Origin of the sequence: Gilliamella sp. B2923 (genome assembly GCF_026536565.1) — a bacterium.
Classification (GTDB): domain Bacteria; phylum Pseudomonadota; class Gammaproteobacteria; order Enterobacterales; family Orbaceae; genus Gilliamella.
In genome coordinates this window covers 14,105-40,825 of sequence record NZ_JAFNNZ010000013.1, presented here as the reverse complement: position 1 = coordinate 40,825, position 26,721 = coordinate 14,105, and the positions used below count along the sequence as shown (strand labels likewise).

Here is a 26,721-nt window from a genome sequence, read left to right as displayed (position 1 = left end):
CAAAGCAGCGCCTCGCCAAACATCCCTGTTTGGCGTGCTAACCTCTCTCAGTTGTCGGCGCTTTGTGAAGGTGCAATCTGGTGCAGGTTTTGGATTTTGGGAAAGGTAACGGTATGGGAATTTGGATATTTTAAACAAAATCTTAAAATTTTGTTTTTATACTTAAACGTATATGTTTTCTGAAAGTTCTTGTCGGCGGTTTGTGTTTTTTTTGCTTAAACATCTATATTTTCTGAAACTTTTTGACAAGGTTTTTATTTCTTTAAAAATTGCGGGTTTTTAGTCCGCAGGTTTCGGACGCTGTTAATCTGTCGATATTTTCATTTTGGTGTCTGCGTCCGAATAGGGAGATTTTTTGCGAAATCCCCCTATACCCCCTCGCAGCACCGCCCAAAGCGGTCTTCGACTGCCCTCCGCCTTCGTTCGGTCTTAACGCACCGGCGCTGATTTGTTCCGGACAAAGCAGCGCCTCGCCAAACATCCGTGTTTGGCGTGCTAACCTCTCTCAGTTGTCGGCGCTTTGTGAAGGTGCGATCTGGTGCACTTGTTTGCTTTTGGGAAAGGTAACGGTATGGGTTTTGGGATATTTTGGAAATATCTAAAACTTTTGTTTTTATACTTAAACGTATATGTTTTCTGAAAGTTCTTGTCAGTAATTTGTTTTTTTGCTTAAACACCTATATTTTCTGAAACTTCTTGACAAGGTTTTTATTTCTTTAAAAATTGCGGGTTTTTAGTCCGCAGGTTTCGGACGCTGTTAATCTGTCGATATTTTCATTTTGGTGTCTGCGTCCGAATAGGGGGATTTTTTGCGAAATCCCCCTATACCCCCTCGCAGCACCACCCAAAGCGGTCTTCGACTGTCCTCCGCCTTCGTTCGGTCTTAACGCACCGGCGCTGATTTGTTCCGGACAAAGCAGCGCCTCGCCAAACATCCCTGTTTGGCGTGCTAACCTCGCTCAGTTGTCGGCGCTTTGTGAAGGTGCGGTCTGGTGCACTTGTTTGTTTTTGTGGAAAGTAATGGTATGGGAATTTGGATATTTTAAACAATATCTTAAAATTTTGTTTTTATACTTAAACGTGTATGTTTTCTGAAAGTTCTTGTCAGTGATTTGTGTTTTTTGCTTAAACACCTATGTTTTCTGAAACTTTTTGACAGACACTAACTTTTTTAAGCTTTCCGCCAGGGATTAGTTGGCTTTTTAAACAGATCCCTTCGTTAATGTTTAGAATATTCCATTTAGTTATATCCATAGGCAAACTGGTTATTAGACGATACCTCGATAATTATTAATAATTGTGCAAAAGGATAACAAGAATTATTGAGGATTGTTGGGTGGCTTCACATATTTTAGATTTTTTAGTTTTAGGTAATAACTTTGGCACCAGTGAAATGCGAGCGGTTTGGTCGGAACAAAATCGCTTAGAAAAGCAAGTTGAGGTGGAAGTTGCGTTAGCACAAGCGGAAGGTGAATTAGGTGTTATTCCTGCTGATGCAGCAAAAACCATTGTGAGTAAAGCCAATGCCGCTCAATTATCCCTTGAAGAAATTGCCGAACAAGCGGCTAAAGCTAAGCACTCGTTAATGTCTACCATTAACGCCCTTCAACAGCAAGTTGGTCAAGCCGGTCAGTTTATCCATTATGGTGCAACCACTCAAGATATTGTCGATACCGCAACGGTGTTGCAGTTAAAACAATCTTTTTCCATTATTGAACGTGATACCAAGCTGGTCGCTCTTGAGTTGAAACGTTTAGCCAAACAGTATCAATATTTACCAATGGTTGGGCGCACCCATGGTATGCAAGCGTTACCGACGACCTTTGGTTTTAAGCTGGCAGTCTGGCTTGATGAGTTTGTCCGTCATTTACAGCGGTTAAACGAAATCAAACAACGGGTGCTGGTGGGGAATATCAGTGGTGCAATTTGTACTTATGCCTCAATCGGTAAACTGGGATCGCAAGTTGAAGAACGTGCTTTATCTCGACTAGGACTTAATACCCCTAATATTGGCTGGCAAGCAGCACGTGATCGCTTTTCCGAATATGCCTCAGTCATTGCACTTATCAGCGGCAGTTTAGGCAAAATTGGCAATGAGTTTTATAACTTAATGCGCACTGAAATTAATGAAGTGGAAGAGCCGTTTTCTGACGGTAAAATCGGTTCAACCACTATGCCCCATAAACGCAATCCCGCAGCTTTAGAAGGCCTTGCCAGTTTAACTGCGCCTTTATTAAAAAGTGTGGCATTAATCCATGAATCGATGAAAGTTGAACATGAACGTGACGCCATGAGCTGGCGAGCGGAGTGGATCGCCCTGCCAGAAATTAACCTCTACATTTCAGCACAATTACAAACAGCGTTAGCGGTGCTTAAAGGTTTGAAAGTCAATGCCGATCGTATGTTAGCCAATTTATCTCTACAAAATGGCTTACTGCTGTCAGAAAAAGTGATGTTTGAAATAGGTAAACGGCTAGGCAAGCAGACTGCACATCATTTGGTTTATCAATGTGCGATGCGAGCGTTTGAGCAAAACCAAACGTTTAAAACCGTGTTGCTGGCCGATCCAAATTTAAATCAAGAATTTAGCGAAGCCGAACTTGATAGTTGGCTCGACCCAATTAACTATCTTGGTTTGGCACCGGAAAAAGTCGATCAGGTTATCGATTATGCTGAGCAAAGTGGAGTATTAGCATGAGCGTTCGCCTGATCACCCACGCCGATATTCCTGCTTATCAACGGCTGTTACATGATGCCTATCAAGCTACCACGCAATTAGGGATCCATTTCGCTGCCGCAACGGTCACGCCAGAACAAATCGCCCGGCATATTGATTCAAATGCTGTTTATGTTTATGAAAAACAGGGGCAATTAGTTTCAACGTTAAGCATCCGTTTTCCGTGGGGCAATAATCCCGGGCCTTATGGGTTACCGCATTTAGGTTGGTTTGCAACCTGTCAGCACTATAAAGGACAAGGTTTTGGCAATGCGTTATGGGAATTTGTTGAAAAGCAGATTTTAATTAACCAGCTAAAGTTACCCGCCGTCACCCTCGGCACAGCAGCAAATCACCCATGGTTAGCACAGATTTATATTAAAAAAGGCTACCATGAAATTGGTCAAGCCGATTTAACCGCTGATCACACCACTATCTATTTTGAAAAAATATTTAATCATCAAAGCTACAGCGAATGGCAAAACAGGAGTACCAAAGTATGCAAACCATAAAAACCCTATGTTCAGCAGCGTTAATCGCTAGCTTAACCTTATTAACGGCATGCGATAACCAATCGAAAACTCAAGCCCCCGAAAAGACCGTTATTAAAGTCGGTTCAACCGGTCAAAGTTATCCTAATGGTTATAAGCAGGATGATAAATTAGTCGGTTTTGATGTGGAAGTAACACAAGCCATTGCCAACGAGTTAGGCTATCAAGTTGAATGGGTGATTGCTGAATTTGGTGGCTTAATGGGGCAGTTTGATTCGGGGCGATTAGATACCATTGCCAATGCCGTTGCCATTACGCCAGCCCGTCAAGCTAAGTATGATTTTTCCAATGCTTACAGCTTTTATGGTAGCCAAATTGTGACACATAAAGATAATCAAACCATTAACACTCTGCCCGACTTTAACGGCAAAACTATTGCCGGCGTTTTAGGGTCAAATCACATTAACAATCTGAAAAAAGCCTTCCCGAATAATGAGATCACCATTAAAACTTACGAAACAAGGGACGGAGCGATGTATGATACGGAATATCAGCGTGTTGACGGTTATGTGAATTCTAAACCGATTTTACTGGCCGAAATCAAACGCAAAAATTTACCGTTTAAATTAGTCGGTGATCCAATCACTATCGAACAAGTGGCGTTCCCATTTAGTAAAGATGAGAAAGGTCAGGCACTGCGTGAAAAATTTAATCAAGCTTTAGAAAAGTTACGTGCTAATGGCACCTTGAAAAATCTATCGATTAAATATTTTGGCGAAGATATTACCTCATGAATTTTAATATAGACTATTTTTTTGGCGTGTTTGGACAGATATTACCGTATTTGCCGGTCACGCTTTTTATTGCGATAGTCTCAATATCATTTGCCATTGTTTTAGGATTGGCTATCGCCCTGTTGCGTAATAACAAGATAATAATTGTTGATGCGATTTTTTCGCTGTTTATTTCGCTATTTCGTGGTATACCGTCGGTCGTGTTACTGTTTATTATCTATTACGGATTACCGCAAATCTTTCCGGTATTAAAGCAAATGGGTGCAACCACGGCGGCCATTATCTGCTTTAGCCTAAAATATTCAGCCTATTTAGCCGAAATCTTTCGGGCGGGTTTGGCATCGGTCGATATCGGTCAGAAAGAGGCGGGGTTGACATCAGGTTTAACTATCTTTCAAGTTTATCGAGGCATAATATTGCCACAAGCAATGGTTAACGCCCTGCCCAATACCGGTAATATGTTTATCTCGTTACTTAAAGATTCATCAGTAGCTTTTTTTGTCGGTGTGCAAGAGTTACTTGCCGCAGGGAAGATGTTAACGGCCAACTCTTTTCTCTATTTTGAAACCTATTTAGCGGTGGGTATTGTCTATTGGCTTACTGTAGTCGCTTATTCGTGGCTACAAAAGCAGTTAGAACGAAAACTGACTAAGCCATATCATCGTTAAAGGAGGCGGATTATGATTAAGGTATCAGAGCTATCAAAAAGGTTTGCCAATAATCCAGTATTAAAAGAAATTAACCTAAATGTAAAACAAGGTGAAGTGGTGGCAATTATTGGTCCGTCAGGTTCGGGAAAATCCACCTTATTGCGTTGCTTAAATTTATTAGAAAAACCCGACAGCGGCATTATCCAAATTGGCGAGGTGACGCTTGATTGTCAGCACTATAATCACAGGCAAGAGACCGAATTGCGTAAACAGTCGGCAATGGTGTTTCAACACTATAACTTGTTCAAAAATAAAACGGCGTTAGAAAACATTACTTATCCGTTAATTGTTGGCCAAAAAATGGATAAGAAACAGGCGTTGCAACGAGGACTGTGGTTACTTGAAAGGGTGGGCATGGTTGATTATGCCAATCAATATCCGATCACGTTATCCGGCGGGCAACAACAACGCATTGCTATCGCCAGAGCGCTGGCAGTCAGACCGAAAGTGTTGTTATTTGATGAGCCAACCTCCGCACTCGATCCGGAGCGGGTGCACGAGGTGTTACAAGTGATGCTGCAACTTGCTAAAGAAAATATCACAATGATTATTGTGACGCACGAAATGGAGTTTGCTAAATATGTAGCCGATCGGATTATCTTTATGGCTAACGGCATTATTGTTGAGGAAGGCTTAGCAAAATCAATTATCGACAATCCCCAAAATGCCTTAACCCAACGCTTTTTACGGCAATTAACGGATGATATCGATTTTCAAATTTAGTTAACTGTTTAACCGCAGTTAATTAACCGCCAACTGAGGTAAAAACCGAGCTTGATTACAGCGTCAACCAATGGCGCTGTAAAAATTGATCTAAACTTAACCCGTTTGCCAGTTGTTCAATATCGGCCAATAAATTATCGGTTTTTTGCTCATCCCCGACTGCTTGCAGTAGTTTTAAGCGCATCTGCTCATTGGTATAAGGATTTTGTGGTGATCCTTTAGGAAAATCAATCCGCTGTGAAAGCTTATTACCGCACAAAAATTCGATTTCAACAACCACATAGCGATTTGAGGACTTATGACAGGTATTGGCCGTTTGATAATGGCGTTGCATTTTTTGCATTAACGACACAATATTGTCAGCAATCGGCTCAGGGGAAAAACGTTCAAAATCAAGTGGATAACCCAGTATCGTCAAGGCTAAAATATATTCTGCGGAAAACCGCCCCTGCTCACCGGTTGTCGGGGATTGGTAAATTAACGCCGCATCGCTTTTCGGAGGCGCAAAACAGAGGGTAATGTTGGCAATGTTATCCGGCTTAAATTGTTGCTGCTGATAAAGTAATTGCCCAGCATCGGCAATGTAAGCAGCCGCTGAACAATAAGAGTAGGTTTTAAACCATAGCCCGGGCTCAACGATTTTCCACGGTTTTGCCCATTGTTGTAAGGTCAATTGCTCATTATTCTGCCCATAAATAGCTAAAAAACCGAGGTTTTCATCTAAAAAATTTTGATCGGCAGTCAAACCCGCTCTTAACCATTCAACGGTTTGCAATGCTTGTTGAGCGGCTAGCCCGGCATGTAAAAACTTAATCGGTGTCCCCATTAACAGGCGCATGCCGGCGGCTTGAGTCGCCGCTAAAGCAAAAGCTTCGGTTAAAAAAGGTTCTTGATATAAGTAGCAAATGGCGACTGTTGCGGCAATGCCGCCTAAAGTGGCCGTCGCATGCCAACCTTTTTCGTAATGGTAGGGATTGACACTTTTTCCCAACAATGCCATAACTTCAATCCCGATCACATAGGCGGTTAAAAAGCGCCGGCCGTCAATATTTGTTGGTGGTTTATCTAACCGTACACTGGCAAATAGTGCAGATAAAATGACGGCTGAAGGGTGACCTCGTACATCGGCATGGACATCATCATAATCCAGACAGTGCGCTTGAAAACCATTAAACAGCGCCGCTTGACGAGCAGTCGCTAACTGCTTGCGACCAACCAGCCATGCTCGTTGATGCCCGCCTTCATCGGTTAACCACGCCAGCAATTTTTGCGCATCTGCATCATTATGCGCTTGTAAGCTACTGGCAAAATAGTCAGTAACTCCGGCAATGGCTCGACGGATAACCATGCGATCACTGATTACTGGTGTCTGTTCGATAATCTGCGCTAATTGTTGAGCTAAATTCATGGACTGTTCTCGTCATGGGTTAATGGCTGCTTATATTTTTAATAAACGCTATTTGGCTAGGTTTAATGAATCATATCACTTAATCGGTTTAGATAAATATGTTTGATCACTATTTTCTATGTTAAAATGCTCGACCTTCGTTAATCATAATCTGATAAAGTCACCGGTTATTATGTCAATTTGTTATATTGCTTTAGGTAGCAACCTTGATGATCCTTTTGCTCAAGCTAATCGTGCTATTGCGGCGTTAAAACAGTTACCTAATTCCAGCGTGTCTGCGGTGTCGCCTTTTTATCGCAGTAAACCTTTAGGGCCGCAAGATCAAAATGATTATCTTAATGCAGTTATCAAACTGACCACCACGCTATCACCCATTGAATTACTCGATCAACTGCAAGCGATTGAAAAATCGCAAGGGCGTGTTCGTAAAGATAACCGTTGGGGTGCAAGAACGTTAGATCTCGATATTTTACTTTATGATGATTTAATCATCGACAGTGAAAGATTAACTATCCCACATTATCATATGAAAAACCGAGAATTTGTGCTTTACCCGCTGTTTGATATCGCACCCGATCTTATTCTACCTGATAACGATAACTTGTCTGATTTAGTTTCCAAATGTTGTGAAAATGGAATAAAAAAGTGGAATAAGTAATTATCTTTATTAATAACAGATAGTTGTCGTTTTTGATTTATTTTTCAGCAAAAAAATATTAAAAAAAATTTGCCAAAGGCTAATTTATTGCTATAGTTTAGCGCTTGCAAATAATCTGTACTTAAGGGGATTGCTGTGAAAAAGGAACAAAAATTAAATACATCTTCTCTTAGCCTACTTTCAATTGCTGGGCTAGAGCCTTATAAAGAGGCAAAAGATGAGGAGTATATGAATCCTAAGCAATTGAAACATTTCAAACTTATCTTAGAAGCATGGCTTTCACAACTTCAAGGTGAAATGGGGAAAACTGTGTCTCACATGCAAGATGAGGCTGCTAATTTTCCAGATCCAGCTGACCGGGCAACACAAGAAGAAGAGTTCAGTTTAGAATTACGTGCTCGTGATAGAGAACGAAAACTTATCAAAAAGATTGAAAAAACATTAAAGAAAATCGAATCCGATGATTTTGGTTATTGTGACTCTTGTGGTATTGAAATCGGTATTCGTCGTTTAGAGGCAAGACCAACAGCGGATTTATGTATCGACTGTAAAACGCTTGCAGAACTCCGCGAAAAACAAATGGGTATATAATTCCCATTTAATCAATAAATTATCTTCATTAATCCGATATGCCTAAACGCTATATTGGTCGTTTTGCCCCGTCGCCTTCAGGGCCACTTCATTTTGGTTCATTGGTGACGGCTCTGGGTAGCTATCTTCAAGCCAAATCTTGCCAAGGTAAATGGTTAGTTCGGATTGAAGATATCGACCCGCCCCGTGAGGCGAAAGGTGCATCATCCCTTATATTAAAAACACTTGAAGCCGTTGGCTTACATTGGGATGACAATGTATTGTATCAATCAGCTTGTAGCGAGCGCTATTTAGATATACTGCATTCACTATTAGCTAAGCAGCAAGCTTATTATTGCAACTGCACCCGTGCGCGCATTCACCAACTTGAAAATGGTATTTATGATAATTATTGTCGCCAGCGATATTTAACCATTGGTCAGGGGCAACCTTTAGCGATTCGCTTAGCACAACATCATCCGATTTTTCAGTTTGAAGATAAAATTCAAGTTTTACAAACAGTTGAGCCAGCTAAGGCAAAGGAAGATTTTATTATTCATCGAAAAGACGGGCTATTTGCCTATAATTTGGTTGTCGTGTTAGATGATCATTATCAAGGCATTAGCGAAATTGTGCGAGGTGCGGATCTATTGCCGGTTACCGCTCAACAAATTTCGCTTTATCAGTTGTTTGGCTATTCGGTGCCAACTTACTGCCATTTACCGCTCGTGTTGGATAATCACGGAAATAAACTTTCCAAGCAAAATCACGCTAAACCGATTGATTTAAACAATTTAACAGCGTTAACCGTTCAAGCTCTACAATTTTTAGGGCAACCTATCTTGCCGGATTGGCGAGATGCCAGCCAAACCGAACTGCTGCAATGGGCGATTGAACACTGGCAGTTAACCGATGTGCCACAACAAAATCGCCTATCACCCGCCAATATAGGATAGATTTGGTAACATACCGATCTGATGCTCTTGCAGTAAATGTTTTTCCGGTTTTATCATTAATGAAGCGAGGATTCGAGCTTTAAGTTGGGCTTTTTGCGCTGGACTAACCAATAAGTCACGCAAATCAACCGCCGCTTGCCCAAATAGGCAGTAATGCAACTGACCCAATGATGAGACTCGCAAACGGTTACAACTTTTACAAAAATCTTTTGAATACGGCATAATCAGCCCGATCTTGCCTTGATAGTCGCTATGCGCATAAACCTTAGCCGGGCCGGATAACGGCGCTTTGGGCTGTAACTGCCAACCTTGCTCAATTAATTGCCGCTCAATCATTTGACCGGAAAAGTGATAACGTTGAAAAAAAGGCTGACTTTCAGCAGTTTCCATTAGTTCAATAAAGCGTAATTCAACCGGTCTATCTTTAAGCCAAATCAGGTAATCAGACAGGTTATCGTTAAGATTTTTCATCAATACAGTATTGATTTTAACTTTTTTAATGCCGACTTCTAACGCTTTTTCAACACCTAAAATTAATGAAGTTAATTTATCTTGCCCGGTGATGAGCTTAAACACGTGTGGCGAAAAACTATCAATACTCAGGTTAATAGCGTTCAGACCAGCTTGCTGCCAATGCGCAATATTTTTTAATAAACGTGATCCATTGGTGGTTATTGCCAGTTCAGTCACACTCGGATAAGTGGCTATCAGCGATAGAATATCAATAAAATCACGACGTAAGGTCGGCTCACCACCGGTTAAGCGAATTTTATGCACGCCAAGTTCGGTAAATGTTGAGACAACATTACCGATCTCATTAAGCGATAAAAACTGATGTTCTTTGTTGGGGCGATAACCGTCAGGCAAACAGTATTGACACTGAAAATTACACTGCTCGGTAATCGACAAGCGTAGATATTGAAATCGACGCTGAAAATTATCCATTAATTGCATATCACAAACACCTTATCCAAATCGGGAAGCATAGCCATTTCTGCGCTATACCGCGGCTAGTCCACCATATGAAATCCAAACTCACTTAGGTGAAAAAGCTTCAGAGTTTGTTTAAGTCTAGCATAGACACTATTTATTGACTACGGACAATTAATTGTTATCACTATTCGATGATTGATTAGAGGATTCAATTTCATCATTATTACTTTCAGTATGAATAACGGTGATGTAATTGGGGATAGTCGGCGTACAGCGATAAAGGTAGACCCACTGCATACCATTTAGCTCAGTTTTTAGATATTGCTTAACTAATTTGTCAGTTTCAGTATCATTAGGCGATTGTTGGTCTTTATATTGATCAAGAAATTCTTTTATTATTTCCTCACCCTCGGTTAATGGGCCTTGATAATTTGCTATATAATCTGCACTTAACTGCTCTAATTTCTTTAAGAATAAGGCTTGCTCTTTTTCAATATTAAACTGCTTAGGATTATGATAGCCTAAAGTGGTATAAATCCTGTCTGCGATCGGTGAACCTGTGTTGACTTGTTTTTTTTTGCCACAAAATATATTTAAAGGGAGCAACAATATTACCCCCAAAATAAAGAGATACGATGTCGGTACCAATGAGATTTGCAAATAGAGCTGTATCAAGCCCCAAATACAACTTGAAATGCCGATCAGCTCCAAGACCTTTACAATCAGTGATGTGCGAGTTTTAGGATTTTCAACGCTCGCTTCTGTACCCTCTATAACATAAGGATGCATCCATATTATATGATCAGCAGGTCGACGTAGCGCATAGGCAAAATAGCTACCACCGTCAATTGGGTCAACCACTACCTCAACATAATCACCGTCAGCAAAAGCAACACGACTACAAACCCCTTCAATTAGCTTATCACCTAATTTAAATCGGTAATATTGTTCAATATTTGGCGTATCGCCCTTGCCGGCTGAATCCTGTGCAGCAATCATTTGATTGATTTTATACACCACAGCGAGATAACCGATTGAGTTTAAATTAATATCCGCACACCCAGCTAATTGGCGGGCTTGAATAAAAGTCTCTCGTGATGAATAGACAGCTAAATCCGTGATATAACCAGTGATAATTTGATAATGTGCAATCGAGGTTGTGGTGCAAGATTTCATAAAGTTCCTTCTTTGTTATTCGTTGATGCTATCTAGTCAATAATTGGTAGCCAGTTAGGTAATGTTGGCGTTTTACAATAATAATCACATTCGCCTTTAAATTGCGCTAACGGTTTAAATTCGGGTGTCTGCGGATCATTAAATATGTCACTGGCACCTGCACGATATAATTTTTTAAATCGTATGGTTTCGCCAGCAACGCTATGTCGCCAAGGTTTTGGATAACCCCAAGAAGCTAAAACTTGATTACCAAAAAACGAGTACCCGCCACCTGCCGCAAAGAAGATGAAAATAATGCTAAATATCCACCCCCAAAAACTATATTTAATTACATTAAGCAGGTAACTCAATGACGCATCATTGCAAAGGCTTATAATTAAAAATACAAGACAACAAATCACAACCATAATGGTAGTTAAAATAAAGTTTATTTTCAAAAATTCACATGTTGACATGCCAATATAACGGGGAAAAATCAACATGTGTTGCGCTGGAATTCGAATGGCATAGCATTGATAAGTATCGTAGTCTTGTGGCGGTTTGACCAGCATTTCAACATAGTCACCCTCTTCAAAAGCAATGCGGCTAACTCGCCCTTCGACCGCATGATTACCCACATAACAGGTGAAGTATTTTCCCTTTAACAACGGGCGAGATTTGAATAAATAACTAAAAAAAGCCAGAATCGATGAGATTAATAGCAGAGTTTGATCGTCCTTTTCTCCTTTCTTCAACTTACTGACAGTCCCTTTAAGTAAATAAAAATCTTTTTTCATTGATAACTCGCTAACTTTGATTAATACCTTGTAGTTTGAATAATATGACAATTTTTTACGTTTTTTGTTTATTATAGGGGGTTTATTTATTTCATAACTAGAAAATTTTTTTCATTCACCCTATTAGCCTATATTTTTAGGTTATTTGCAGCTTTGCTTAGTATTCATTCTATTTCGGTATATAATGATTCCCTTGTCGATAAAACCGTCAAATGGAGGTTGTGATGATCACCCAAGTAAGCCCTTTTGGATCAATGGATTTGCTGGCACAAGCTGAGGTTGATATTTTAAAAAAATCAGCCAATAGTGAACTCTATCAGCTATTTAGAAATTGTGCGTTAGCGACACTTAATGCTGGCAGTAAAACCGATAGTACTAAAGAACTTTTAGATAGATTTAAATCGTTTGAAGTCAATGTTATTAGTAAAGAGCGTGGGGTCAAATTAGAGCTTATTGATGCCCCGGAAAGCGCTTTTGTCGATAAGAAAATTATTCGCTCAATACAGGCAAATCTTTTTGCGGTGTTGCGTGATATTCTTTTCTTAAACAGCCAAATTAGTGCGGTAAAACAGTTAGTTTCCAATGTGAAACTTGAAAAAGATCTCTCCTATTACATCACCAACCTTGTGTTTTCGATTTTGCGTAACGCCAATGCGCTACATGTTGGCGAAGAGCCTAACCTTATTGTTTGTTGGGGTGGGCATTCGATTAATGAAAACGAATACTATTATGCCCGTCAAGTCGGCATGCAGTTAGGGTTACGTGAGCTTAATATCTGCACTGGCTGTGGACCCGGCATTATGGAAGCCCCAATGAAAGGCGCCGCTGTTGGTCATGCTCAGCAACGTTATAAAGAAAGCCGATTTATTGGTATGACAGAGCCTTCAATCATTGCCGCTGAGCCACCTAATGCACTGGTAAATGAACTTATTATTATGCCCGATATTGAAAAACGGCTTGAAGCGTTTGTCCGTATCGCGCACGGTATTGTTATTTTTCCAGGCGGTCCGGGCACCGCTGAAGAGCTGCTTTATATTTTGGGTATTTTGTTAAATCCGGCCAATAAAAATCAAACCTTACCGCTTATTTTAACCGGTCCAAAAGAGTGTGAAGATTATTTTACGGCAATTGATGACTTTATTCGTAATACCCTTGGTGAACAAGCGACTCAACTTTATCAAATTGTGATTGATTCACCGGAAAAGGTCGCTCGGATTATGAAAGAAGGGGTCAAACAGGTTAAATCTTCCCGCTTAAAAACCGGCGACGCTTATGGATTTAACTGGCTACTGAAAATCGATGAGTCACTCCAGCATCCGTTTACGCCAATTCATGAAAATATGGCTGCGCTGAATTTACATAAAGATCAACCGGTTGAGCTATTAGCCGCCGATTTACGCCGTGCTTTTTCCGGTATTGTTGCCGGCAATGTCAAAGAGTTTGGCATGAAGCAAATTGCTGAACATGGTCCATACAAGTTGCAAGGAGATCGTGAGCTGATGAAACAGTTGGATAATCTGTTACGCAGTTTTGTTAAACAAGATCGGATGAAATTACCGGGCGGAAGTGCTTACCAGCCATGTTATGAGATCTGTTATTAGTCCTGTTAATTATAACCTTTAATGATATCACTACTCTGCCAGCAAAGATGTCGGCAGAGTAGTTAGCAAGTAGCTAAAATCATGACAAATCATTTAAGATATCTAACGCTTCAGAAACTTTTTTCACACCAAAAACTTGCATATTTTCTGGTCTCTTTTTGGGCATATTGGCTATAGGTACGATCGCCTTTTTAAAGCCATGCTTAGCTGCTTCGGCAATTCTCTCTTGCCCACTAGGAACCGGTCTGATTTCACCACCTAAACCAATTTCGCCAAAAATGACCACATCTTGCGGTAACGGGCGATTGCGAAAACTTGAAACTAAGGCCGCGATTAAAGCTAAATCGGCGCTGGTTTCTGTCACTTTTACGCCACCGACCACATTGACAAAAATATCTTGATCGGCCATTTGTAATCCACCATGTCGATGCAATACCGCCAACAACAGCGCTAAGCGATTTTGATCTAAGCCCACGGTCACTCGCCTTGGGTTGCCATACATGGAGTGATCAACCAGCGCTTGAATCTCTACCAGCAATGGACGGGTACCTTCCCATAACACCATAACGGAGCTACCGGGTAGCATTTCATCACCCCGACTTAAAAATATTGCTGACGGGTTACTTACCTCTTTCAAACCTTGTTCAGTCATGGCAAAAACGCCAAGTTCATTCACTGCACCAAAACGGTTTTTATGGCTGCGCAGCGTTCTAAACCTTGAATCGGCATCACCGTCTAATAATATTGAGCAGTCAATGCAGTGTTCCAGCACTTTAGGCCCCGCAAGCGAACCGTCTTTAGTCACATGACCGACCATAATAATGGCAATACCTTTGGTTTTGGCAAAGCGAGTTAAATAAGCGGCGGTTTCCCGCACTTGCGCAACACTACCGGGCGAGGATTGAATATCAGACAGATGCATCACTTGTATCGAATCAATCACCATAAGTTTTGGTTGAGATTGATCGGCCAGTAAACAGATCTGCTCGATACTGGTTTCAGACAGCATGTTGATATTATCGGTCGGTAAACCTAATCGGTGGGCGCGCATTGCGACTTGTTGTAAAGACTCTTCCCCGGTCACATAAAGGGTGTTCATGTGCGCTGAGAGTTTACTCATCGTTTGCAATAGTAAGGTACTTTTACCGGCGCCGGGATTACCACCGATCAATATCGCACTCCCCGGCACTACGCCGCCACCGAGCACCCGATCGAATTCAGAAAATCCAGTTGAGAATCTCGGTAGCGCTTCTAAACTAATTTCAGATAATTTTTGGATTTTTGCTTGCCCAGCGACACTGCCGGCATAGCCTGTTAATCGTTCATTACGTGATGATGAGCTTGCAAGCCTAACTTCGGTTATGGTGTTCCAAGCATGACAAGCACTACATTGCCCTTGCCAACGTGGATAATCAGCCCCGCAATCATTACAAACATACGCACGTTTAACACTTTTTGCCAAATTATTCTCCTAACCTTCACTTAATAAACTTGTCGATAAGATACACCATAATCCAGTTAAATCTGCATAATTAATGCTAATTCTCGCCTTTTCTACCACTTTTGGTTTGCCATGATAAGCAACCCCAAGACCAGCAATACGAATCATCATTAAATCGTTGGCACCATCGCCAATTGCCACGGTTTGTTCAATAGGAATATTTAATGAGGCGGCTAATTGTTGTAAAGTGCGAGCCTTATATTTAGCATCGACAATTTGACCGATGACTTTACCGGTTAAGCGATTGTTTTTAATCTCTAACTCATTGGCATACGCATCAACTAACTTTAATTTCTGCTTTAGGTGATCTGCAAAATAGGTAAAACCGCCAGAGGCAATGGCAACATGCCAACCTTTTTTATGTAACTCTTTAACCAAATAGGTTAATCCCGATGTCATTGGTAGTGACTGTTTAACTTGCTGTAAGATATCTTGATGTGCCCCTTTTAAGGTTGCGACTCGTTTACGTAGACTGGTTGCAAAATCAAGCTCACCTCGCATGGCTTGTTCGGTAACGGCTGCAACTTGCTCGCCAACGCCATGCAGTTTTGCCAGTTCATCAATGCATTCAATGGTAATTGCCGTTGAATCCATATCCATAACCAATAAGCCCGGTGAGTTTAAAGTTGGCAAATTATCGATAGGTGAAACGTCAATACCTAATGCCAGCGAAATTGATTTCGCTTTTTTGGGGATCATACCGGCAATACGGACAATTTGATAAGATTTCACTTTCCAAGATGACACTATCACCATTGGCATTGCCAATTGTCTTTGGAAGTTCGATAAAATCGTTTTATTTAATTTTTTACCATAAATAATCCAACCTGTTTTACCGGCATTATAGTCAAGCGGTACCACTTCACAGCCATTTAAAGATAAAGGTAAACCTTGCCAGTATTGAATATTTTCGGGGAGATCATTATAGGTTAATGTGTAAGCCATAACAAAAATCTTAATAACGCAAAACAGATTTGGAATTTATCATATCTATCAAAAATTGTCCAAGTAAGGATTATAAGATGTTATTAATTGAAATTTCGGACTAAAAAACCCCGCTCATCAACTTTTTTTGCAAAAAAATGGGGTCATTGTTAATCATTATTCGTTGCCTTTAGTTTGGTTTAGATATGATGAAAGAATTCTAAACGGCTAATCCCCACAAACAAAGCTGTTCAAGTGCCGGACCAATTTTTTCACCCAAAGGGGTTAATTTATATAACACTTTAAGTGGTGGTTTTTCACCATATACACGGCGAGTAATAAGTTCATCTTCTTCCAACTTTTTAAGCTGGATGCTTAGCGTCATATCAGTGATTTCTGGGATCACCATTTTTAACTCACTAAATCGTTTTTCACCAGAAAGCAAATAATAAAGGATAACACCTTTCCATTTTCCACCGATTAAATCCATAGCTAAACTTATTGGGCAATAATAAATTTTATTCTTATATCGTATTGATGATCGATGTTCACGACTTTGCATACACATTCCTACTATCAAATTTGATAGATATTGCTGAAAAAATATTAGTCAATAAACTAAATAGAGTAACTAAATTTTTTATAGTATAAAAACAAAGGAACAATTATGCCATTAATTATTTTAGGTCATCCCAATATTGAACAATCAATTGCCAATAAAACGATTGTTGAAACATTACAAGATAAAGTTAAGGATATTGAAATTCGTAATATTCACCAACTTTACCCAGATTACAAAATCAATGTACAAGAAGAACAAGCTGCTTTACTTAGACATGATCTTATCGTTCTACAATACCCTATGTATTGGTTCAACATGCCAGCGATACTTAAAATATGGTTTGATGAGGTATTAACCTACCAATTTGCTTATGGTTCAAAAGGAGATAAATTAAAAGATAAAAAGTTATTGCAAAGTTTAACTGTAGGACAAACAGAGCAAAATTTTCAAAAATATCCCCCTGAATTAATGAATCATTTACTTCAATCCGTTAAAATTTCAGCACTCTACACCCAAATGAAATACCTTTCCCCTGCCATTTTATATGGCGTGTCACCTGTAATAGAAGGAGAAAAAACGACAATAAAAGCAAAAGCATTACAACATAGCCAGCAATTAGCTCAATTGATTGAAAATTACAGTCAGTAGCGCAACGTTAATGCTTTATTCATTTTTTAATAGTGCATGTTTTTTTAAATGCACTAATTACTTTTTCTTAAAATAGCGTAGAAAAACCCATCGCCGCCGTTGTCGGTGGGTAAAAACTGTTTAACCTCGCCTTGCAATTTCGCATCACTATTTTCTTGTAAAAAACGCTCAATCTGCAATCTATTCTCGTCAGGGAGGATTGAGCAGGTAGCATAGACTAAAGTGCCACCTGTTTTTAAATAAGGCCAAATATTGGTTAAGATCGCATGTTGCAGTTCAGTCAATTGCGCTATATCGCTATCTCGCCGTAACCATTTGATATCGGGATGACGACGAATTACGCCGGTAGCGGAGCAAGGTGCATCAAGCAAGATACGATCAAAAAGTCGCCCTTTACACCATGTTTCCGGTGTTAAACCGTCGCCAACTTTCACTTCGGCATGTTGTTTTAAGCGAGCTAAGTTTTCATCAATGCGTTTTGCTCGGCTGGCATCCACGTCAACCGCTAGCACGTGAGCTTTTGGCGCCACTTCTAAAATATGGGTGGTTTTACCGCCCGGCGCGGCGCACATATCTAAAATCTGTTCGTCATTTTGTGGTGCCAATAGGTAAGCGGCATATTGCGCTGATAAGTCTTGCACCGTTACCGCACCTTGAGCAAAACCCGGTAACTTAGTGACATTTACCGGTGATAATAAGCGAATAGCAGAAGGTATATCGGCAAAAACGGCGGATTGAATTTGTGCATCAGCCAGTAATTGTTGATACTCAGTTGCAGTATAGTGATTCAAATTCACCCGTAGCCACATGGGTGGCTTTTGATTATTGGCTTCAACAATGGCTTGCCAATCATCGGGATAAGCTTGTTTAAGGCGATTTAATAGCCATGTCGGATGCCATGTTCGGCTGGCTTGTTGTTGGCTCTCTTTACTCAATTGCTGGGTTAATGTTGTTTGCTGGCGCAAAAACTCACGCAATACCCCATTAACCAAACCTTTTAATGCCGATTTTTTGAGATCGTTGACCGCATTAACTGTCTCGCCAACAGCAGCATGTTCAGGGATTCGGGTATAGAGAATTTGATAAACTCCAACAAGTAATAAATAGTGCAAAACCCTATTTTTACCGGTCATGACTTTTTTCATCAAACGATGAATGTAAAAGTTAAGCTCCGGCAACACGCGCATCACGCCAAAACAGATCTCTTGAACTAAAGCACGATCTTTGTCGGCTATTTTAGGCTGCAAAACCGTTAAGGCATTACTTAGCGACTGCCCGTCTTCAAGCACGTTATAAATAGCCTGTGCGCAAATCGCTCGAATATTTTGTTGTAACTTTTTATTCATAAATAATAATAACCTTAACGCATTGATAAATTACAGTATTAATGACCCAACCCAACCGGCAATAAATAACGGAATATTAAAATGGGTAAATGTTGGGATCACACTATCACGTATATGGTCATGTTGCCCGTCACTGTTCAGCCCGGCCGATGTAGCTAAAATGGTATCTGACGGCGGTGAGCCAGCATCTCCAATTGCGCCCGATGCACCAATTAAACAGACCGTTGCAATCGGTGAAAAACCTAATTGCACACAAAGCGGTACATAAATGGCTGCAATAATCGGCACGGTTGAGAATGATGAACCAATCCCCAGTGTTATCACTAATCCCACTAACATCATCATAAATGAGGCAACCACTTTATTACCGGCAAATAACGCTGCGCTATTGATAACCAGTGGCTCAATTTCATGGGTCTGTTTTAACACTTCAGCAAAGCCTTGTGCTGAAATCATAACAAAACCAATCATCGCCATCATTTTTATACCGTCAGTAAATACGCCGTCAGCTTCACCCCATTTTATGGTGCCAGAGACAATAAAGCAGATAAAACCAATCAGAGCACCTAAAATCATTGAGCCGGTATAAAGTTGCACGGTAAAAGAGAGTACAATAGCCAATAAAGAGACGATAACTGAACGTTTATTCACGTTGTTAAGCGCATCAAGGTTTGTCTCTTCACGAATAATTTTATATTCACGTGGTTTACGGTAACTGACAAAAATTGCCCATAATAAACCACAAAACATACCTAAAGCCGGAATTGCCATTGCATGCATAACATTGACATGGCTCACATCCATACCTGATGAGATAATATTTTTTAACAATATTTGATTTAAAAAGATATTACCAAACCCGACCGGTAAAAACATATAAGGTGTAATCAGACCGAATGTCATGATACAGGCAATCATACGTCGGTCTAATTGTAGTCTCGACATGACATATAACAGTGGCGGAATTAACAGCGGGATAAAGGCGATATGGATCGGAATAATATTTTGCGAGGAAATACTCACTAATCCAATAATGACAATTAATGTCCATTTAATTCGGGTTTTTGCACTGCTCGATGTTAGCTGTTTTATCGCTTTGTCTGCTAATAATTCGGGTAACCCTGATTTGGATATCGCAACAGCAAATGCACCTAACATGGCATAAGAAAGTGCAATGTTGGCACCATTACTGATGCCGGTATTAAAAGCATCGATTGTTTCTTTTAAAGTTAAGTGACTAAACAGGCCGCCGGCAAATGCGCCGATAATTAAACTAATTACCACATGCACACGGCATAGTGACAGCACTAACATTAAAATAACAGCAACGACGACAGCATTGATTGAAGATAAAAATTCAAGAATGGTATGCATAAGATGGATTCTTCGTAGCTCAGTAAAATAAGTTATTCTAGGCGATAGCCAACCAAAGTGCAATTGATCATGCCGACTTAACCGCCAGCCCTTGCCTATTTAAAAAATCATCGCTTTGCGTTTAAATAAAAAACAACCCGCCAAAAAAATAAATAAAAAAATAAAATCAATATGTTGATTGAATTTTTCGCAATTTAGATTTAATTATTTGATTATTCATTTGTTGATGTAGATCGCATTTTGCCAAAAAATCTTTTTTTTACCTTGCTAATCGCCCAATTAATCGATATTTTAAACAATAGAAATTTTTAATAGAAATCAACTTATTTATAGAAATATAATAATAAATACCAATATGGCTGATCTAAAAATTTACACAATTTATGTTTTGATGAATTGATTTTTGTTTAAGGAGAAAGATATGTCTAACCGTCCAATAGGATTGGCAGCGTTAACTGTCTTAGATGTTTCACCAGCCAATCAAGTTTTGGTTGCTGCCGAAGCCGGTTATACTCATGTTGGTTTACGGCTTATTCCCGCTACCCCAACCGAACCCGTTTATGCAACTGTTGGTGACACGCCAATGGTGCGCGAAATTGAACGTCGGTTAAAAGAGACCGGCATTAAAGTCTTAGATATTGAGATTTTTCGCTTAAAACCCGATACCCGTGTAATCAACTTTTTACCGGTACTTGAAACAGGTGCCCGATTGGGCGCTAGTCAGGTACTGCTGGCGGGCAACGATCCGGATCAAAATCGCCTGGCCGATAATTTTGCCCAGCTGTGTGAAATTGCCGCACCACTTGGCATTGCAATAAATATTGAGCCGATGCCATGGACTGATATTCCAACAGTAAATGCCGGGATTGAATTACTCAAAACAGCCAATCAAAACAATCAAGGAATGATTATCGATCCACTACACTTTGATCGTGGGGCAAATACTTTGGATGATTTGAAAAAAGTACCTAAAGATTGTTGGCGCTATATGCAACTGTGTGACGGCACCAAAGAGAAACCAAAAGATATAGAAGGATTACTCTATCAAGCTCGTAACTATCGCCTGTCACCGGGTCGAGGTGGTATTGACCTTGTGTCACTGTTAAAAGCGTTACCGGAAATGCCAATTTCAATTGAGTGCTGTAACGATGAGTTAGCGTTATCCAAATCACCGATTGAACGCGCTAAAATGTATATTGAAGATGCACGTGCATTATTAAAACGTGTAGCAGAACAATCGTAAATGTGTACCCTTTGCTAAAAAGCAAAGTCAGTAGTGGAGAATTTTTAATGAGAAATAATATCGACGGTCATTTTTTATTGATTGGTTTAATGGCCTACCCAATTCGTCATAGCTTATCGCCACAAATGCAAAATACCCTCTATGCTAAGCTTGATATCCCTTATGTCTATTTAGCCTTCGAAGTTGATCAAGAAAAGTTACCCGATGCAATAAAAGGGCTTCGTGCTTTAGGGCTACGTGGTAGTGCAGTATCGATGCCAAATAAACAATTGGTCTGCCAATATCTTGATAAATTAACCCCGGCAGTTGAAATGAGTGGCGCTTGCAATACGATCTCAAATGATAACGGCGTACTTACCGGTTACAACACCGACGGCATTGGGTATATGCGCATGCTTAAAGAAGCCAGTGTTGATGTGATAGGCAAAAAAATGACCATTTTAGGTGCCGGTGGTGCGGCAACGGCGATTGTGGTACAAGCAGCACTTGACGGTGTGAAAGAGATTGCAATCTTTAATCAGAAAGATGAGTGCTACGCCAAAATCGAAGCGGTTGCTAAAAAATTAAATGAAAATACGCAATGTAAAGTATCTGTCACCGACCTTGCCGATACGGAGCAACTTCGCCAGGCGATCGCCACAAGTCAAGTGCTTTGTAACGCAACCGGTGTCGGTATGAAACCATTAGAAGGTCAAAGTTTAATTACCGATCCAACCATGTTAAGACCGGATCTGGTGGTGACTGACTGTATTTATAGTCCCCGAAAAACCAAATTACTTGAAATCGCCGAAAAGCAAGGCTGCAAAACCTTAAATGGTATTGGTATGATGCTATGGCAAGGCGCTGCGCAAATTAAAATTTGGACGGGTGAAGATGCGCCAATCGACTATGTAAAAGAAAAAATGGGATTTAATGATTAATAATTACGCAGGCTAATAACTTACTTTTAACTGATTTATCATACGCTTTAACCGGCTTTTAGATTAAGCAGATAATTAAAGGTAAGTTATCAGATTAATCTATGCTATTGTCTTATTTGAAATAAGCTATGTGGCATTATTGATTATTAACCTAACTTTTGGCAAACAGGATTGAAAATGAAAACAGTTACTATTAAACAGCTTGAAATCGGTACCGGCGCACCGAAAATTATCGTACCTGTAGTGGGTAAAACCGAAGCAGAACTACTCGATGAAATTAAATTTTTACAATCTATTGATTTTGATGTCCTTGAGTGGCGTGTGGATCACTTCAGCCAAGTCGATGATATTGATGCAGTAAAAGCAGTGGCTAAACAAATCGGACAATTACTCCCCAATAAGCCGATACTCTTTACCTTCCGAACAGCAAACGAAGGCGGGGTAAAACCATGGCCACTTAGCGATTATATCCGGTTAAACAAAGAAATGGCCAGCAGTGGACTTGTCGATCTGATCGATGTTGAAGTGTTTATTGGTGATGAGTATGTCAAAGAGATTATTGACGTTGCACACCAACATCATGTCTTTGTGGTCAGCTCTAATCACGACTTTGAAAAAACCCCGGCACAAAGCGATATTGTCGCTCGATTACGAAAAATGCAGGACTTAGGGGCAGATATTCCGAAAATTGCAGTGATGCCAAAATCGACAGATGATGTGTTAACGCTACTTGCCGCCACCACTGAAATGAACGAAAAGTACGCAACCCAGCCAATTATCACCATGTCAATGGCGGGGCTAGGCGCAGTTAGCCGTATAGCTGGCACAACATTTGGTTCAGCAATGACATTTGGTGCGGCAAAAAATGCTTCGGCCCCCGGGCAACTTGATGTCAAAGAGTTACGTTATATTTTAGATGTGTTGTATCGAAGTCACAGTTAAATAAATAGGTCGTTAAATAGATAGCTAAATAGATAGTTAAATTAATCGCGCAATAAATAATTAAATATTTAGCTAAATTATTATCGCAACACTGCTTAAACAATAATAAGCAATAAATAACAAGCTAAAACCGTTTACTTAGCGGTCGTTAACAAGTTTACGAAATAGGAGTTTTTTATGAGCCAAAGTTGGTTAGGGTTAGAAAATGATGTCTGTGTCGTCACTGGCGCTATGGGCGGTATGGGGTTAGAAATTTGCCGTGAATTTGCTAAACAAAAAGCAAATTTGGTATTGATTGATTTAGATGAAGCCAAATGCCAACAATTTGCCAAAGAGCTCACAAAGCAGTATGGAATACAAGCGATCGGTATTGCGTGTAACACCACAATTGAAGAACAGGTTGATGCCGCTGTTGCCAAAGTAAAACAAGTATTCGGTCGCTGTGATGTGCTGGTTAACACCGCGGCTATTTTGCGTTTTTGTCCCATTGAGGATTTGCCACTTGATGAATGGAAAACGACAGTCAATATTAATTTAACCGGTTATTTTTTAATGTCACAACGCTTTGGGCGCTTGATGATTGAGCAAAAATCGGGGCGTATGGTGCATATCTCAACCGTTGCTTCTCATACACCCGAAACATACAGTGGCGCTTATAGTCCAACTAAAGCCGGGGTATCAATGCTATCTAAACAGTTTGCTGCAGAATGGGGGCAATTTGGTATTCGCAGTAATGCAGTATGCCCGTGCTTTGTCAAAACGCCGTTATCAAGAAAATTCTATGAAGATAAAGAAGTTGAACAAGGGCGAACACGTATGATAGCCAGCCGACGTATTGGTGAAACCATTGATATTGCCAACGCCGTTTTATATTTAGCCAGTAAACGTTCGGATTACTCTAACGGAACTGAGCTGGTTGTCGACGGTGGGTATGAAGTGATGTTAGGCGATTTAGTGCCTCGTCCGGGTGGGCGTCGTCAATTTGCCATTGAACAGCATGCAGCACTTAATGCGAATAAAAAATAGTAAACCGCAACGGCAAATAGCTATTGTCAAGATAGCTTATATTAGCGGTCGTGAATATTAAAAGTTAACTCATAATCAATGATAACAAACGAAAGAATATAGGGAGCTTCGATGAGTGAATTGTCAATCATCGCAATACATCACGTTAAACCGGCTTTTGTTGAAGCATACCGCCAAGCGGCCGAGCAAATAATTGCGCTTAGCAGAAAAGAATCAGGTTGTGTTGCCTATGATCTGGGCATTGATTTGAGCGATTCTAATACGTTTATCTTTACTGAAACATGGGCTAACAGGCAAGCGTTAGAGCATCATCAAAACACAGCGCATTTTTTAGCATTTAAAACGTTTCTCAATGACAAGTTAGTCGGTAGAGAGTGTTATATAACAAAAAAATTTAATTAACTAAGTTAGTTATTTCACATGGCTCGCATCGAGCAACAGATGCGAGCCATTATCGTTTTAAGTGATTTATAGATAAAATGAATCGATTTAATAAAATTAATAAAATATATATATAAAATTTTTCATCAATAATTTTTTAAAACCCAAAAATATTTAACGGATATTAAGAAAATTATTTAATAAAAAGGAGCCAAATATGCCTAATCTTTCAGCTATATTTGAACCGTTCGTGATTAACAGAACAACTATTCGTAACCGGATTGTTATGCCGCCTATTGGCACCAACTTCGCCACCCTTAACGGGGAAATGGTTGAAGACCATATTCAGTACTACGAACAACGAGCAAAAGGCGGGACTGGGCTTATTATCCTTGAAAATGTCTGTGTTGATTTTCCCTATGGTACCAATGGCACAACCCAACTGAGAATCGATAATGATCAGTATATCCCCGGTCTGTTTAAATTTACCGAGCGGATGCATAAACATGGTGCATCGGTTGCCGTGCAAATTAATCATGCCGGCGCATCAGCCTACCCCGGTCGTTTAAATGGTTTACAACCGATTTCATCGTCGAATATCCCGTCTAAAACCGGCGGTAATGTGCCAAGACCGGCAACGGTTGAAGAGCTTAATGAAATCGTTAAACAATACGGGCTTGCCGCTCAACGTGCTCAGCGGGCAGGCTTTGATGCCGTTGAAATTCATGGTGGGCACTCTTATTTGCTGAGTCAATTTTTATCACCAATCTATAATCGGCGTACCGATGAATTTGGTGGCAGCGCAGAAAATCGCTCTCGCCTTATTCGAATGGTTATTGATGAGATGCGCACAAAAGTTGGACCACATTTCCCAATTTTATTACGCATTAGTGCAGTTGATTTTGTCGACGGCGGTAATAGTTTAGATGATACGTTAGAAATTCTTCAATACCTTGCTGACGGGGTGGATGTGTTTGATGTGTCAGCGGCACAAAATGATACGATTCAATTTCAAATCGATCAGATGAACTTACCGGACGGCTGGCGTGCTTATATGGCTAAAGCCGTGCGTGATAAATTTAATAAGCCAACAATTGCATCGGGTAATTTTCGCGATCCGGCAATTATTGCTAAAACCATTGAAGAAGGCACCGCTGATTTTGTGGTGTTGGGTCGTGGGTTGATTGCAGAGCCTTATTGGGTTGAAAAAGTGCAAAATAACGAACTTGATACGTTAAGAAAATGTATCTCGTGCAATATTGGTTGTGCCGATCATCGTATCGCTCGTTCTAAACCGATTCGCTGCACGGTTAATCCCGATATTATTAGCTACGAAGACTACAAACGTTATCAAATTTCAACACCAATTAATGTTGTGGTTATTGGCGGCGGAACGGCAGGTCTTGAAGCAGCATGCAGCGCAGCTGAAGTTGGCTGTAAAGTCACTTTATTTGAGGAAAAACCTTTTTTAGGTGGACTTTCAATGATGATTTCACGCTTTCCTTATAAAGCACGCATTGCCGATTTACCTAAATTTTTAATTAATCGGGCAAAAAAATTAAAAAATCTGACCATTAAGCTAAATACGACAGCAACACCAGAAGTTATCGAAAGTCTTAAGCCAGACTTAGTGGTGAGTGCTACCGGTTCAAAGCCCCTTTTGCCACCAATTAAAGGCTTGCAAGCTCAACTGCAATCGAATAATCGTAAGGTGTTTTCGATCTTCGATATTATGCAAGATTTTTCACAATTTACCGATATTCCTAATAAAAAAGTGGTGGTGATTGGTGGTGGCGCCGTCGGTTTGGATGTGGTGGAATATTTCTCAGAAAACAAGGCTAAAGATGTTTCGATTGTCGAAATGAAATCTGCTATGGCAGAAGATTTAGATTATATTGGTCGAATTTCCATGATGACAATGCTTAATCACAATGGAGTAAATGTTCATTTATCAACGACTTTATTAGAAGTCGCCGACGATTACTTTTTGGTAAGCGATAAAGACGGCAACCAATTTAAACTACCTTTCGATTACGGTTTTTTTTGTCTGGGTATGCAAAGTGAAAATACTTATAGCGCTGCATTTATTGAGCACGCCAAAGCACATAACTATATTTTTCATAAAATTGGTGATAATAAGCAGGCGCGCAAACTTATTGACGGAATGCGTGAAGGACGAGATGTGATCACCTTAATTCAACGCTTAGAAAGAATTAAAGCCAACAAAGTACGTGGAGTTGATATCAATAAACCTTTATAATACGCTGTTATGATAACCGAATTTTCAAGCAATTGAACGCACATAGCTGAAAGATTGTGCAAATTTGCTTACGGTTGAACTT

General features: G+C 40.1%; 25 protein-coding genes and 1 riboswitch. Of the genes, 16 read left to right on the top strand and 9 right to left on the bottom strand.

Translation table 11 applies throughout. The features are described from left to right. The first annotated feature begins 1,336 nt into the window (after positions 1-1,336). Genes purB through J3U42_RS11130 form a run of 5 tightly spaced genes read left to right on the top strand, consistent with a single transcriptional unit; the run spans position 1,337 to position 5,434 of the window. A complete protein-coding gene (gene purB / locus J3U42_RS11150; protein WP_267336481.1) occupies positions 1,337-2,698 on the top strand; it encodes an adenylosuccinate lyase in 1,362 nt (453 codons plus the stop codon). Next, positions 2,695-3,228 carry a GNAT family N-acetyltransferase gene (locus J3U42_RS11145; protein ID WP_267329159.1) on the top strand — a complete coding sequence of 178 codons (534 nt, stop codon included), beginning with the start codon at positions 2,695-2,697 and terminating at the stop codon, positions 3,226-3,228. Before purB ends, J3U42_RS11145 begins: the two co-directional genes overlap by 4 nt. After that, on the top strand, positions 3,216-4,001 hold the full coding sequence (locus tag J3U42_RS11140) for an amino acid ABC transporter substrate-binding protein (RefSeq protein ID WP_220218263.1): 786 nt from the start codon (positions 3,216-3,218) through the stop codon (positions 3,999-4,001). Before J3U42_RS11145 ends, J3U42_RS11140 begins: the two co-directional genes overlap by 13 nt. Beyond that, positions 3,998-4,669 carry an amino acid ABC transporter permease gene (locus tag J3U42_RS11135; protein WP_267336480.1) on the top strand — a complete coding sequence of 224 codons (672 nt, stop codon included), beginning with the start codon at positions 3,998-4,000 and terminating at the stop codon, positions 4,667-4,669. Before J3U42_RS11140 ends, J3U42_RS11135 begins: the two co-directional genes overlap by 4 nt. Before the next feature lie 12 nt (positions 4,670-4,681). Continuing rightward, the gene (locus J3U42_RS11130; protein WP_220218265.1) at positions 4,682-5,434 is read left to right on the top strand and encodes an amino acid ABC transporter ATP-binding protein; all 753 of its coding nucleotides are present in this window, start codon (positions 4,682-4,684) and stop codon (positions 5,432-5,434) included. Positions 5,435-5,489: 55 nt separating this feature from the next. On the opposite strand, the gene J3U42_RS11125 is transcribed toward J3U42_RS11130, so the two are convergent. Further along, positions 5,490-6,842, bottom strand: coding sequence for an MmgE/PrpD family protein (locus J3U42_RS11125; RefSeq protein ID WP_267336479.1), 1,353 nt, complete (start codon positions 6,840-6,842; stop codon positions 5,490-5,492). A 172-nt stretch (positions 6,843-7,014) separates the two neighbouring features. Here J3U42_RS11125 and folK point away from each other — a divergent pair, with 172 nt between their 5' ends. The 3 genes from folK (at position 7,015) to gluQRS (ending at position 9,026) form a co-directional block, all read left to right on the top strand. Next, positions 7,015-7,500 (top strand): 2-amino-4-hydroxy-6-hydroxymethyldihydropteridine diphosphokinase, encoded by a 486-nt coding sequence (gene folK / locus J3U42_RS11120; protein ID WP_267329163.1) that lies wholly within the window; start codon positions 7,015-7,017, stop codon positions 7,498-7,500. Between the two features lie 135 nt (positions 7,501-7,635). Continuing rightward, entirely contained in the window at positions 7,636-8,091 is a 456-nt protein-coding gene (gene dksA, locus J3U42_RS11115) for an RNA polymerase-binding protein DksA (RefSeq protein WP_220218268.1), read from the top strand. Between the two features lie 38 nt (positions 8,092-8,129). After that, the gene (gene gluQRS, locus J3U42_RS11110) at positions 8,130-9,026 is read left to right on the top strand and encodes a tRNA glutamyl-Q(34) synthetase GluQRS (protein ID WP_267336478.1); all 897 of its coding nucleotides are present in this window, start codon (positions 8,130-8,132) and stop codon (positions 9,024-9,026) included. On the opposite strand, the gene moaA is transcribed toward gluQRS, so the two are convergent. From moaA to J3U42_RS11095, 3 genes are all read right to left on the bottom strand, one after another. Then, positions 9,006-9,980, bottom strand: a complete 975-nt coding sequence (moaA, locus tag J3U42_RS11105) for a GTP 3',8-cyclase MoaA (protein ID WP_220218270.1) — start codon at positions 9,978-9,980, stop codon at positions 9,006-9,008. The genes gluQRS and moaA overlap by 21 nt on opposite strands. Then, positions 9,973-10,098, bottom strand: a riboswitch (molybdenum cofactor riboswitch). It overlaps the preceding gene by 8 nt. A gap of 32 nt (positions 10,099-10,130) precedes the next feature. Continuing rightward, entirely contained in the window at positions 10,131-11,135 is a 1,005-nt protein-coding gene (locus tag J3U42_RS11100) for a hypothetical protein (protein ID WP_267336477.1), read from the bottom strand. Positions 11,136-11,167: 32 nt separating this feature from the next. Beyond that, on the bottom strand, positions 11,168-11,911 hold the full coding sequence (locus tag J3U42_RS11095) for a hypothetical protein (RefSeq protein WP_267329168.1): 744 nt from the start codon (positions 11,909-11,911) through the stop codon (positions 11,168-11,170). A gap of 224 nt (positions 11,912-12,135) precedes the next feature. Here J3U42_RS11095 and ppnN point away from each other — a divergent pair, with 224 nt between their 5' ends. Then, on the top strand, positions 12,136-13,512 hold the full coding sequence (gene ppnN / locus J3U42_RS11090) for a nucleotide 5'-monophosphate nucleosidase PpnN (protein WP_220218273.1): 1,377 nt from the start codon (positions 12,136-12,138) through the stop codon (positions 13,510-13,512). Between the two features lie 79 nt (positions 13,513-13,591). Here the strand turns inward: ppnN and radA are convergent, their stop codons facing one another. The 3 genes from radA to J3U42_RS11075 all read right to left on the bottom strand — a co-directional run bounded on the left by radA (position 13,592) and on the right by J3U42_RS11075 (position 16,499). Next, positions 13,592-14,974 carry a DNA repair protein RadA gene (radA, locus tag J3U42_RS11085; RefSeq protein ID WP_220218274.1) on the bottom strand — a complete coding sequence of 461 codons (1,383 nt, stop codon included), beginning with the start codon at positions 14,972-14,974 and terminating at the stop codon, positions 13,592-13,594. A gap of 9 nt (positions 14,975-14,983) precedes the next feature. After that, complete coding sequence (serB, locus tag J3U42_RS11080; RefSeq protein ID WP_220218275.1) at positions 14,984-15,958, bottom strand: phosphoserine phosphatase; 975 nt, start codon at positions 15,956-15,958, stop codon at positions 14,984-14,986. Between the two features lie 199 nt (positions 15,959-16,157). Then, a complete protein-coding gene (locus J3U42_RS11075; protein WP_267336476.1) occupies positions 16,158-16,499 on the bottom strand; it encodes a winged helix-turn-helix transcriptional regulator in 342 nt (113 codons plus the stop codon). Positions 16,500-16,604: 105 nt separating this feature from the next. Between J3U42_RS11075 and J3U42_RS11070 the strand changes: the two genes are divergently transcribed. Beyond that, entirely contained in the window at positions 16,605-17,147 is a 543-nt protein-coding gene (locus tag J3U42_RS11070) for an NAD(P)H-dependent oxidoreductase (protein ID WP_267329170.1), read from the top strand. Positions 17,148-17,200: 53 nt separating this feature from the next. Here the strand turns inward: J3U42_RS11070 and rsmB are convergent, their stop codons facing one another. Continuing rightward, on the bottom strand, positions 17,201-18,493 hold the full coding sequence (gene rsmB / locus J3U42_RS11065) for a 16S rRNA (cytosine(967)-C(5))-methyltransferase RsmB (RefSeq protein ID WP_267336475.1): 1,293 nt from the start codon (positions 18,491-18,493) through the stop codon (positions 17,201-17,203). 30 nt (positions 18,494-18,523) lie between these two features. Continuing rightward, positions 18,524-19,867, bottom strand: coding sequence for a Na+/H+ antiporter family protein (locus tag J3U42_RS11060; RefSeq protein WP_220218278.1), 1,344 nt, complete (start codon positions 19,865-19,867; stop codon positions 18,524-18,526). 421 nt (positions 19,868-20,288) lie between these two features. Between J3U42_RS11060 and J3U42_RS11055 the strand changes: the two genes are divergently transcribed. The 6 genes from J3U42_RS11055 to J3U42_RS11030 all read left to right on the top strand — a co-directional run bounded on the left by J3U42_RS11055 (position 20,289) and on the right by J3U42_RS11030 (position 26,639). Then, the gene (locus tag J3U42_RS11055; RefSeq protein ID WP_220218279.1) at positions 20,289-21,110 is read left to right on the top strand and encodes a sugar phosphate isomerase/epimerase family protein; all 822 of its coding nucleotides are present in this window, start codon (positions 20,289-20,291) and stop codon (positions 21,108-21,110) included. A gap of 47 nt (positions 21,111-21,157) precedes the next feature. Continuing rightward, the gene (locus tag J3U42_RS11050) at positions 21,158-22,030 is read left to right on the top strand and encodes a shikimate dehydrogenase (RefSeq protein WP_267336474.1); all 873 of its coding nucleotides are present in this window, start codon (positions 21,158-21,160) and stop codon (positions 22,028-22,030) included. A 177-nt stretch (positions 22,031-22,207) separates the two neighbouring features. Then, on the top strand, positions 22,208-22,972 hold the full coding sequence (aroD, locus tag J3U42_RS11045) for a type I 3-dehydroquinate dehydratase (RefSeq protein ID WP_267336473.1): 765 nt from the start codon (positions 22,208-22,210) through the stop codon (positions 22,970-22,972). A 177-nt stretch (positions 22,973-23,149) separates the two neighbouring features. Continuing rightward, positions 23,150-23,998, top strand: coding sequence for an SDR family NAD(P)-dependent oxidoreductase (locus J3U42_RS11040; RefSeq protein WP_267329173.1), 849 nt, complete (start codon positions 23,150-23,152; stop codon positions 23,996-23,998). Positions 23,999-24,109: 111 nt separating this feature from the next. Further along, positions 24,110-24,400 carry a putative quinol monooxygenase gene (locus tag J3U42_RS11035; RefSeq protein ID WP_267336472.1) on the top strand — a complete coding sequence of 97 codons (291 nt, stop codon included), beginning with the start codon at positions 24,110-24,112 and terminating at the stop codon, positions 24,398-24,400. A 196-nt stretch (positions 24,401-24,596) separates the two neighbouring features. After that, complete coding sequence (locus tag J3U42_RS11030) at positions 24,597-26,639, top strand: FAD-dependent oxidoreductase (RefSeq protein WP_267336471.1); 2,043 nt, start codon at positions 24,597-24,599, stop codon at positions 26,637-26,639. Positions 26,640-26,721: the final 82 nt, after the last annotated feature.